This is a genomic window from Thalassospira sp., from assembly GCF_048059015.1.
GTDB lineage: Bacteria > Pseudomonadota > Alphaproteobacteria > Rhodospirillales > Thalassospiraceae > Thalassospira.
Genome location: NZ_JBLLNT010000004.1, coordinates 341774 through 351762 on the forward strand (window position 1 = coordinate 341774; position 9989 = coordinate 351762).

The following is a 9989-nucleotide window of genomic DNA, read 5'->3' on the forward strand; positions in this document are numbered from 1 at the left end:
ACCGAAGAGAACATGTGACCTTCCCCCGGTCGCTATGTACCCCCAGCATCTTGCGTCTTTCGGAGTCTCCCCGAAAGGCAAAAACGCCCGGGTCTCCCCACCCGGGCGTTTCCCGTTTCAAGGCCCAAAAGAAAAGCCGACCTCCGGGGAAGGAGGTCGGCCAAGCCGCACTCGAGCGGGAAAAGCTCGCGGGGTCGGGGGATACGTGTGCGGCCTGTTTCGTTCGGTGAGCTGCCGTAATCTCGCTTAGTGCCCGCCACCGCCACCGCCACCTCCGGCATTCGCGCGCGGCGGCTTGGCCAAGGGCAGAAGCAAAAAGGCAACAAAGAAGGTCACGGCCATCGCCAGATAGATGTCGTTAAACGAAATCATCGATGCTTCGCGGTTGACCAGATTGACGATGAATTTCATTGCGGCCGCATGCGGATCAGCAATGCCCATTTCCGAATAACGCGCCATGATGGTGGCAAGATATTCCTTGAAGGCGCTGCTGGCCGGGTTGATATGCTCGGACAGCAGCGAGAAGTGATAATCAATGCGCTTATCAAGCAACGTATTAATTGCCGCCATGCCAATCGCCCCGCCCAGATTTCGCATCAGGTTATAAAGACCGCTGGCATTCTTGATCTTTTCCGGCGGCAGCGTTCCGAGTGCCAAATTGGTGATCGGCAGCATGCAGAACATCAAGGCTGCCCCACGCACGATCTGCGGCAGGATCAGTTCATCAAATGAAACTTCGCTGGTGTTAAAGCCATGCATGGCAAGGCCAGTGGCAAACAGCACCAATCCAAGCCCCAACACCACACGCGGCGGATATTTCGCCGTCAGTTTGCCGGCAATCGGGGCGGACATGAATTGGGCAATGCCCGTAACGGCCATGATCATGCCGATCTCAAGACTGTCATACCCGCGCACACGGCTGAGCATCAATGGCATGATATAAACGCTACCATATAGGCCAATGCCCAGCGTGAAGCTAAAGATACAGCCCATGGCAAAGTTGCGATCGGCAAATGACCTTAGATCGACAATCGGCTTGTCATAGCGAAACATCCGCCAGAAAAAATAGATCCCGGCAATCACACAGGTGATCGTGCCATAGACAATCGCGGTTTCATCAAACCAATCGTCTTTCGGACCTTCATCCAGCACATATTCCAGACTGCCCAGAAACACCGCCATCGCAAGCAGGCCCTTAAGATCAAATCCCTTCAGCAGGGATTTATCCCCCTTGTCGATATTAACGGTCATACCCACCACAAGGGCGATCAAAAGACCCGGCACGACATTGATCAGAAACAGCCAATGCCACGACAGCGATTGGGTCAGGAACCCGCCCAGCGTCGGACCAATGGTTGGCGCCATGGTCGCGATCAGGCCAATCATGACCGACGCGGTATTGCGCTTTTCCGGCGGGAAAATGATGAAGGTGGTGGCAAACACGGTCGGGATCATTGCCCCGCCAAGGAACCCTTGGGCGGCACGGAACCAGATCATGCTTTCGATGGACCAGGCAAAGGCCGATGCAATCGACATCACGGTAAAACCGATGGCCGAAATCACAAACAGCCAGCGCGTCGACATCAGGCGCGACAGAAAGCCCGAAAGCGGGATCATCACGACTTCGGCAATCAGATAGCTGGTCTGAACCCAACCGATCTCATCTGGACTTGCCGACAGACCGGCCTGAATATTTTCAAGCGAGCTCGCAACGATCTGAATATCAAGGATCGCCATGAACATGCCGACAACCATCGCCACCCAGCCAATGAACTGGGCGCGATCAACCTGCCCGCCCTGTGCGGGGGCTGCCATTGCCGGGGCGTTGGTTGCGGAATTGCTCATCAGTTAAGCTCCGAAACTTCCGTGGTCGGAAGCACGCTTTGCGCAAGTCCCGAACCCGCCACATGCTGGGTACCATCGGCGTCACGGGTATCGACATCAACAACAACCGACAGGCCCGGACGAAGGGCCGCTGCCCATTTGCTATCATCAATCGAAATACGGATTGGCACACGCTGGGTGATTTTGGTGAAGTTACCCGTCGCGTTTTCCGGCGGAAGCAGGCTGAACTGCGCGCCGGTCGCCGGGGCAAAGCTTTCAACCCGGCCGGTCAGACCCGCATCAGGGAAGGCATCAATCTCAACCCGGACTTTCTGGCCGTGGGCCATATGTTCGATCTGGGTTTCCTTGAAATTCGCTACGACATAAACACCCGGAAGCGGCACCAGAACCAAAAGCTGCTCGCCCGGCTGAACCAATGCGCCGGTCTGAACCGAACGGTTGCCGATCACGCCATCAAAGGGTGCGTATATCTTGGTGTCATCGAGCGCCTGTTGCGCCAGATCACGGGCGGCTTCCGCCTGTGACACGGCACGTTCTGCTTCGATCTTTTGTGCACGCAATACACCAAGACGGCCTTTTTCAACGGCCAAAGTCGCGTTGGCCGCAGCCACCTGCGCCTGTGCCTTTTGACGATCGGCTTTGGCGTAGTCGAACTTCTGGCGGCTGGCTGCACCCTTTTTCACAAGGTCTTCATAGCGCGCGAAATCTTCGGACGTGCGATCAAGTTCCACCTTGGCGATGCGCAAATTGGCATCGGCCTGCGCGATGGCAGCTTCCTGAAGCGTGATCTGTTCGTCCATCGTGGTAACCGCAGAACGACGCGCTTCAAGCGTTGCGGTAGCTTGTGCGACTTCCAGACGGAAATCTTCGTCCTTGATGGACAACAACAGCTCGCCCTTGCGGACCGACTGGTTTTCCTTCACCGCCAGATCGCCGACATAGCCAGATACTTTGGGGGAAATGGCGACTTCGTCTGCCTGCAAATAGGCATTGTCAGTATTTTCGAAATACTGACCCTCGGTCACCCAATAGAACCCGTAATAGCCACCGCCTCCAATGATCGCTGCTGCGATGAGGGGCAGAATGATTTTCTTCACACTCATGGTCTTGCTAAATCCTTTTGGTATTGATCAGTACCATTTGTGCCTTTATGGTACCGATCAGTACCAAACGTCAAGAACTGAATTGGAAAACTTCCATTGTCTGAGTCCAAAAAGATTGATCCCAGAACGCTAAAACGCCGCGATGCGATGATTGAAGCAGCGCGAGAATTGTTTTGCGAACATGGACTTGCGGGCACGACACTGGAAATGATCACGGCCGAGGCCGGTGGATCCCGCCGAACGATCTACGAGCTGTTTGGCAACAAGGATGGTGTGTTTGAAGCGGTCATTCGCGATTGCACGGGCCGAGTCACATCGGTGATGGCCGATCTGGAATTGTCGCAATTGCCGCTGCGCGCCGCCTTGATCGAGTTTGCAGAAACGCTGATGACGCTTCTGACGTCACCCGATACGATCCGCTATATGCGTCTGTTTCTGGCCGAAGTGCCCCGGTTCCCAAAACTGGGGCAGGTCTTTTATGAAAGCGGGTTGATGACCGGTCGTCGCATCATCACATCCTATTTCGAACGCCAGATGGCGGACGGTAATTTCCCCAAAGGTGATCCGAAACAGGCTGCCGTGTTTTTCACAAGCCTTGTGAAGGCCGACTACGATTTCAGGCAAATGACCTATATGGGGTGGGAACCGCAGGCAAAAGACTTGCACAGTCATGTGATTGCCGCAGTCGATATGTTCCTGCGTGGCTATGGCATCGATCCCGGCAATAGCCACGCAGAGGGTTAATCAATCAAATCCGGAATTGGGTAAGCAAGGCTTCCAAACGTGCCCGGCCTTTCTGCTTTGTAGCGCGCCCTATTCGATGACGCCCGGCATTTTCAAACCACCGGCTGCTTCAAACACCGCGGTCACGCATAAAAGTGGATCGTGAACGCTGGCATTCACCTGCAAAGCAGCTGTTACCGCATCAAAATTGGCCCCTTTCAGATCAGTTTGCGCATCAAATGGCACCGTCACAACCAAACTGCTTTCGGTAAAGCGCGGGTGCCAGCCGGGACTATCGATCAAAATAGGCAGACCCGGCCAGGTCTTTGGAAGGTTGGGTGTTGCGCCTTCGGGGATATCTTGAACCTTCAATCCGTTCGGCCCGCAGGTATCAGCGGGAACAAGAACCACCCAATGCGAATGCCAGCGACGGCCGTCATTCTCTGGATCACCATCGCCGTCTTCATCAAAAAGCGGCGTGTCATCAAAATCGGGATGGGACGTTACGGCGAAGGATAGAATACCTGAATCTTTGTCAAAACCGATGACAGAGCTGTCAATTGAAGTTGGCCATACATATGACCACACTTGGGCCCCTGCCAATTGCCCGTGTGCGTCTGGTGTTTGGGTTCCCGGTTGCCCTTCAAAATACATGCTGAATTCAAGGACTGTATCTTTGCGAATGATATCGGCATGATGAAAGTCAAAAGCAGGTTTATCAGCAGCCAGGGGAGCTTCGATCTGATGTGCATTTGCTGAGCTCATGGCAGCCCCAGCAATCAGGACGGCACATCCAGCCAGGTAGTGAGTAAGTACATTCATTTTGTGTTCCTTGCATTAATAGTATCGAGTCGATATCATTAATACTCGCGGACCACGAAAGACGTCAATAATTTAATATCGAGTCGATACTATAATGAATACCGACGCACATAAAGCAGCAGATCTGATCGAACGGATCGCCCGTCTGATGCAGGCCGAAGAACAAAAGGGCCCGCTAAACCCGGCCCAATGGGAAGCATTGCGCTATTTTGCCAAAGCAAACCGCTTCTCAAGAACACCAGCAGCGCTTGCTGAATATCTCGGCTCAACGCGCGGGACGGTATCCCAGACCGTGATTGCACTGGAGAAAAAGGGCTGCATCAAACGTACGCCCAGCGAACGTGATAAACGTTCGGTGGAAATTGCCGTGACACCGCAGGGTGAACAGCAATTGGCAAATGATCCGCGCCAAAAACTTGCGTCCTGTATTGAGGCGACCGGACAAGGTGTGTCCCTAGAAGACGCGCTTTCGCAGGTCCTCAATGAGGCAATCCTTCGCAACAACGCGAAAAGCTTTGGCATTTGTGCAAGCTGCCGGTTTTTCCTGCGGACCGACAAGCCAGAGAAGTCTGATGTGTCACACCGTTGCGGGCTTTTAAATGTGCCGCTGTCTGACAAGGACGCCGAGAAAATATGCGTCGAGCACGAAAAGTAATCTTGGCCAATCGACTTTAAGCACCCGCAAATGCCCGAGCGTCCCTACCAAACGGCTTCCAAGACCTCAAACAACGCAGCAATGGTCGGCGTGTCTTTGCGTCGGTCCATCGTGATCAGGCTAAGGGCGGCGGGGATTGAAACGGTTTTGCAGACCGCAAGGCCGTAGGTCTGCTTTTCATGCAGGGCAATTGAATCGCGCGACAGGCTTAGCCCGACGCCTGATCTGACCATTTCAAGCATAGATGCTTCCTGATCGACCAGTGCGACCGGGCTTGGCGTGTGGCCGACCTCGTCAAAGAAACGCTTCAAAAGTCTGGAATGGACCGATGCCGGCGTTGTACCGATCCATGGCAGTTTCGATAAGCTGGCCCAGTCTGCATTTTCGACACGGCTTTCCCATCCAGCCGGGGCAATCACGCGATAGTTGAACTCGGCAAGCTTGATGGCATGCACAGCCTCGCCACCTTCGACCACAATGTCAGCAGCAACATCCGGGCCGCTTAGATAAAATCCGGCATCAATCTGATTGCGCCGAATACCTGCCAACATATCGCCACTGACCCCATGGGTCAGTTCGGTTTCGATATCGGGGAAATCCGTGCGCAACTGACTTAACAGGCGTCCCAGACGGATAAATTCCGGGTCAACAATCGTCCCGATGCGAAGTTTCCCACTGACACGGCCCGCACGCTGACGCGCACTACGGCGGAACTCATCCATGGCATCAATGACATGTTCGGCCTTTTTCAGCATGGCCTGACCATCGGCAGTGATCTGAAGACCTGCTGACGTCCGCTTGAAAAGCGCAATGCCGGTTTCCTCGCTCAGACGTTTGATCTGGTGACTGATGGCGGGTTGCGTCAGATTAAGTACCGATGCCGCGCGCGAAACGCTGCCTTCGCGGGCGACGGTGACAAAAGCCAGCAACATGTTCATGTTTGAAAAACGGGTCATATAAAAAACAGTAATATTGCTCTTCGCGTTTTGTCATTAGATTTGTGCATCACTTCGCGTCTTAATCTACCTTCGGGATCTGGCATGACCGGAACCCGTTGGATAGCAAACAGGTCAGGCGACCACGAAAACTGCCCGACCAATAAAAAGCGAACACGGGGAGGACATCGCAATGACCGCAGAGAATACAAGCTTTGACTATGTTGTTATCGGGGCCGGTACCGCGGGCAGCCTGCTTGCCAACCGACTAAGTGCCGATCCCGATAACAACGTGCTCCTGCTTGAAGCCGGCAAAGCCGACACCTATCCGTGGATCCATATTCCGGTAGGGTATCTCTATTGCATCGGCAATCCGCGCACCGACTGGATGTATGAGACCCAACCCGACAAGGGTTTGAATGGGCGTGTCTTGCGTTATCCGCGCGGCAAGGCATTGGGCGGATGTTCATCGATCAATGGCATGATCTATATGCGCGGTCAGGCACGCGATTATGATAACTGGGCCAAGCTTACCGGCGAGGATGCCTGGAATTGGCAAAACTCGCTGATCGATTTCAAGCGCCACGAAAATCACTACAAACTCGATAATGGGGCGACGCCATCAACGCAAAGCGGCAAGCGGTTTGCCGATCTTCATGGCAATGGCGGTGAATGGCGCGTTGAAAAGCAACGCCTGCGTTGGGAAGTTCTCGATAGCTTCATTACGGCAGCTGGCGAGAACGGCATTGAGCCAACCGATGATTTCAATGATGGCGATAATTCCGGCATCGGCTATTTCGAGGTCAATCAACGGTCCGGATGGCGCTGGAACACATCCAAGGCATTCATTCGCCCGGTCAAATCGCGCAGCAACCTGACGGTCTGGACCGAAGCACAGGTCGAAAAGCTGACATTTGGCACCGATGCCAACGGCCAGAAAACCTGTAACGGTGCGATCGTCAACCGCGCCGGCATTTCGCAATCGGTTAGCGCGCGCAAGGAAACAATTCTGTGTGCCGGTGCGGTCAACTCACCACAGATTTTGCAGGTTTCCGGGATCGGCCCGGCTGATCTTTTGAAACAGCACGGCATTGATGTTGTTGCGGACGCACCGGGTGTTGGTCGCAATCTCCAAGATCATTTGCAAATCCGCGCTGTTTATAAGGTCAAAAACGCCAAAACGCTTAATACGCTGGCCAACAGCCTTGTCGGCAAGGCGAAGATCGGCCTGGAATATCTTCTGAACCGTTCCGGCCCGATGAGCATGGCCCCCAGCCAGTTGGGTGCCTTCACCAAATCCGATCCGGATCGGCAATATTCAAATCTTGAATATCACGTTCAACCGCTGAGCCTTGAGGCATTTGGCGGGAACCTTCATGAATTTCCGGCAATCACGGTTTCGGTCTGCAACCTCAACCCCACCAGCCGAGGCACGATTGAAATCCAGTCCGGCGATTTCCGCGCGGCACCAAAAATCGCACCCAACTACCTTGATACCGATGAAGACCGCAAAGTTGCGGCCGACAGCCTGCGTCAGGTTCGCGCCATCATGTCGCAACCGGCCATGGCAAAGTATCAGCCTGATGAATTCAAACCCGGCGTGCAATATCAAAGTGATGAAGAACTTGCCAAGCTTGCCGGTGATATTGCGACCACCATCTTCCACCCGGTTGGCACGGTGAAAATGGGCCACAAGGATGACCAGTCCGCAACGCTTGACCCGCATCTTCGTCTGAAAGGGGTTGGTGGATTGCGCGTTGTCGATGCATCGGTCATGCCTGAAATCACCAGTGGCAACACCAATTCACCAACATTGATGATCGCGGAAAAAGCGGCTGGATGGATATTGGCTGGTCAATAACCAATAGAAGCCACGCCCCGCACAGTACCCCTGAGCCAGAAGCACATAAAATTCGGAGGAAACGATGTATACCCAGTTTTCCCAACTCCCTCTGACAGGGGTCAAGGTCGTCGATTTTGGTCAATATATCGCAGGCCCTGCTGTGGCGATGTTGCTTGGTGATCTCGGCGCTACCGTTGTCCACATCGATCCACCCGAAGGCCCGATGTGGGATAGCCCGGCGAATGCGACGCTTAATCGCAACAAGGTGATCCTTAATCTTGATTTGAAATCCGATGACGGTCGAAAAAAGGCCCATGCGTTATGCGCCGAAGCCGACATCATCATCGAGAATTTCCGGCCGGGGAAATTTGCCAAGCTTGGATTTGATTTTGCCGAAATGCGCAAACAACGCCCGGAACTGATCACATTGTCCGTGCCGGGATTTGCATCAAACGATGAAGGCCGCCGGGAACTGCGCGCATTTGAAAGCATCGTCGCGGCAAGCTCGGGCGTCTTTACCGATATGGGGTTGAACCGCGTCTTGATGGGGTTAAACCCATCCTTCTCGCCCCTGCCCTTGTCATCGGCGTATGCGTCACAAATAGCTGCGTCTGCAACGGTTCTGGCGTTGCAATCGCGCCAACTCACCGGTCTTGGCGATCAGATTGAAGTCCCCCTTGCTGCTGCTGTCATGGAAGGGCTTTGCTATAACTCGATCAAGGTTTCCGACATGCCCAAACGCTATCTCACCCAGCGTGAGCTGGAGATTGAGCGGCGACGTGTCGAGGGCCTGCCGATGAATGTCAGCTACGAGGATTTGCAAGAACTGCTCGATCCGTTCTTCCGCAGTTATATGTGCAAGGATGGCCGGATGTTCTACGTGGTATGCCCAAGCCACAAGTTCCACGCCAAACGTTGCCTTGAAGTTCTTGGCATTTATGACGAACTCGTCGAAGCAGGACTGACATCAGAAGACGACACCTACAAGCCGCAATCGGAATGGGAATCTGACACATCCCTTGGCGTGTATCCGATGCCCAAGGAATGGGCTGACAAGATTGCCGCGCGTATGAAGGAAGTCTTCATGACCCGGACATCGCACGAATGGAAAAAGATGTTTGGGCGTGGCGGCATTCCAGGCGCGCCGCAGCGCTGGCTTCAGGAATGGATCCATGACGAATATGCCGAGGGTTCCGGCCTGATGATTGATACCTGGGACCCGGAATATGGCGAAATGACCACGCCCGGCCCGGTTGTCTGGATGGAAGAAAGCGGTGAGGAGGCGCTTAAACCCGAACCGCGCCGCTGGGTCGAGTTTGATGAGGCGCTCAAGATCCTTAAAAAGCATCGTACAGAACTTCCCGATCCCGAAGATGCGGCAAATCATGAGGGCTGGCTTTCGGGTGTGAAGATCCTTGATCTTTGTAACGTGATCGCCGGGCCGCATTCGGCAAGTTATCTTGCCCGCTTTGGCGCAGACGTGATCAAGCTTGATCCTTCCGTTCCGCTATATGACAGCTGGAATACGGTGATTTACGGTCTGTCGCAGATGCGTGGCAAACGCTCCATCCTGGCTGACATCAAATCCGAACACGGGCGCAAGGTTTTTGAGGATCTGGTGAAATCGGTTGATGTGATTGTCTGGAATGCGCCTGACAACCAAATCAGGCGCATGGGACTTGATGCGGAAAACCTGCGCAAGCTCAACCCCAATGCCATTTTCTGCAAGCTTGATTGTTTTAGCGGCGTTCATCGCGGCGTTCGCACCGATTACATTGGCTATGACGATCTGGTGCAGGCAGCAACCGGCATCATGTTGCGTTTTGGCGGGGCAATGGATCGCCCCGAAGAGCATGCCCATGTCGGAACCATTGATGTCATGTGCGGGTTTGGCGGGGCGCTTGCGGTTGCATCGGCGCTGTATCAGAAATATCGATTTGGGCGGATCGGACGCGGCAGAACGTCACTTACGGCCAATAGCGGACTTCTGCAAATTCCGTTTGCCTATGATTATCGCGGACGCGGATTATTTGATGAGCCATCCGGGCCGGAAGTCAATGGCA

Annotated in this window: 8 protein-coding genes; 4 read left to right on the forward strand and 4 right to left on the reverse strand. The window is 54.1% G+C overall.

Annotated features, from left to right (window positions below; genetic code table 11):
* Positions 1 to 246: 246 nt before the first annotated feature.
* A complete protein-coding gene (locus ACMZ66_RS08115) occupies positions 247 to 1845 on the reverse strand; it encodes a DHA2 family efflux MFS transporter permease subunit (RefSeq protein ID WP_416936190.1) in 1599 nt (532 codons plus the stop codon).
* Entirely contained in the window at positions 1845 to 2948 is a 1104-nt protein-coding gene (locus ACMZ66_RS08120; protein WP_416936192.1) for an HlyD family secretion protein, read from the reverse strand. Before ACMZ66_RS08120 ends, ACMZ66_RS08115 begins: the two co-directional genes overlap by 1 nt.
* A 96-nt stretch (positions 2949 to 3044) precedes the next feature.
* Here ACMZ66_RS08120 and ACMZ66_RS08125 point away from each other — a divergent pair, with 96 nt between their 5' ends.
* A complete protein-coding gene (locus tag ACMZ66_RS08125) occupies positions 3045 to 3692 on the forward strand; it encodes a TetR/AcrR family transcriptional regulator (RefSeq protein WP_416936194.1) in 648 nt (215 codons plus the stop codon).
* A gap of 69 nt (positions 3693 to 3761) precedes the next feature.
* Here the strand turns inward: ACMZ66_RS08125 and ACMZ66_RS08130 are convergent, their stop codons facing one another.
* Positions 3762 to 4493, reverse strand: a complete 732-nt coding sequence (locus ACMZ66_RS08130; RefSeq protein WP_416936196.1) for a hypothetical protein — start codon at positions 4491 to 4493, stop codon at positions 3762 to 3764.
* Positions 4494 to 4587: 94 nt separating this feature from the next.
* Here ACMZ66_RS08130 and ACMZ66_RS08135 point away from each other — a divergent pair, with 94 nt between their 5' ends.
* The gene (locus tag ACMZ66_RS08135; protein ID WP_416936198.1) at positions 4588 to 5148 is read left to right on the forward strand and encodes a MarR family winged helix-turn-helix transcriptional regulator; all 561 of its coding nucleotides are present in this window, start codon (positions 4588 to 4590) and stop codon (positions 5146 to 5148) included.
* 44 nt (positions 5149 to 5192) lie between these two features.
* Here ACMZ66_RS08135 and ACMZ66_RS08140 read toward each other — a convergent pair whose 3' ends face one another.
* Positions 5193 to 6104 (reverse strand): LysR family transcriptional regulator, encoded by a 912-nt coding sequence (locus tag ACMZ66_RS08140; RefSeq protein ID WP_416936200.1) that lies wholly within the window; start codon positions 6102 to 6104, stop codon positions 5193 to 5195.
* A 172-nt stretch (positions 6105 to 6276) separates the two neighbouring features.
* Here ACMZ66_RS08140 and ACMZ66_RS08145 point away from each other — a divergent pair, with 172 nt between their 5' ends.
* Both ACMZ66_RS08145 and ACMZ66_RS08150 read left to right on the forward strand, forming a co-directional pair.
* Positions 6277 to 7944, forward strand: coding sequence for a GMC family oxidoreductase (locus tag ACMZ66_RS08145; RefSeq protein WP_416936202.1), 1668 nt, complete (start codon positions 6277 to 6279; stop codon positions 7942 to 7944).
* 64 nt (positions 7945 to 8008) lie between these two features.
* The coding region (locus ACMZ66_RS08150) for a CoA transferase (protein WP_416936204.1) at positions 8009 to 9989 on the forward strand (1981 nt) is incomplete at its 3' end.

Excerpts from the sequence above, each read along its gene's own strand:
- ACMZ66_RS08135 (WP_416936198.1), top strand. The coding sequence starts at position 4,588 with ATGAATACCGACGCACATAAAGCAGCAGATCTGATCGAACGGATCGCC.
- ACMZ66_RS08120 (WP_416936192.1), bottom strand. The coding sequence starts at position 2,948 with ATGAGTGTGAAGAAAATCATTCTGCCCCTCATCGCAGCAGCGATCATT.
- ACMZ66_RS08130 (WP_416936196.1), bottom strand. The coding sequence starts at position 4,493 with ATGAATGTACTTACTCACTACCTGGCTGGATGTGCCGTCCTGATTGCT.
- ACMZ66_RS08145 (WP_416936202.1), top strand. The coding sequence starts at position 6,277 with ATGACCGCAGAGAATACAAGCTTTGACTATGTTGTTATCGGGGCCGGT.
- ACMZ66_RS08140 (WP_416936200.1), bottom strand. The coding sequence starts at position 6,104 with ATGACCCGTTTTTCAAACATGAACATGTTGCTGGCTTTTGTCACCGTC.
- ACMZ66_RS08115 (WP_416936190.1), bottom strand. The coding sequence starts at position 1,845 with ATGAGCAATTCCGCAACCAACGCCCCGGCAATGGCAGCCCCCGCACAG.